The sequence below is a fragment of the Burkholderia sp. Bp9012 genome, assembly GCF_003853825.1.
Classification (GTDB): domain Bacteria; phylum Pseudomonadota; class Gammaproteobacteria; order Burkholderiales; family Burkholderiaceae; genus Burkholderia; species Burkholderia diffusa.
Genome location: NZ_QTQA01000090.1, coordinates 1 through 428 on the forward strand (window position 1 = coordinate 1; position 428 = coordinate 428).

Consider the following 428-nt stretch of genomic DNA (forward strand, 5'->3'; position numbering starts at 1 on the left):
GTGGACGAGGCTGGCCGCATCACCGGCCTGTGGCTGATGGGCGAGCACGAACCCCTGCGCCGCCTGAGCCTGTACCGCTATGACGAAGCGGGCGACCTCACGCTGGCACAAGACGAGAATGCTGCCGTGTGGACCTACCAGTACCAGCACCACCTGATCACCCGTTACACGGACCGCACCGGCCGCGGCATGAACCTGGTGTGGCAGGGCGAGGGCGCGGATGCTAAAGCGGTGCGCGAATGGGCCGACGACGGCAGCTTCGACACCCGCCTGGAGTGGGACGAGAACATCCGCCTTACCTACGTCACCGATGCCCATGGCCAGGAGACCTGGCACTACTACGACCACCTCGGCTACACGTACCGCATCATCCACCCCGATCAGCGTGAGGAATGGCTGTTCCGCGATGAGGCGAAGAACGTCGTCCA

Annotated in this window: 1 protein-coding gene; it reads left to right on the forward strand. The window is 64.7% G+C overall.

Translation table 11 applies throughout. The features are described 5' to 3' along the window. Nucleotides 1–428: hypothetical protein (locus DIE11_RS36045; protein WP_148093078.1), on the forward strand; the 428-nt coding region annotated here is incomplete at both ends.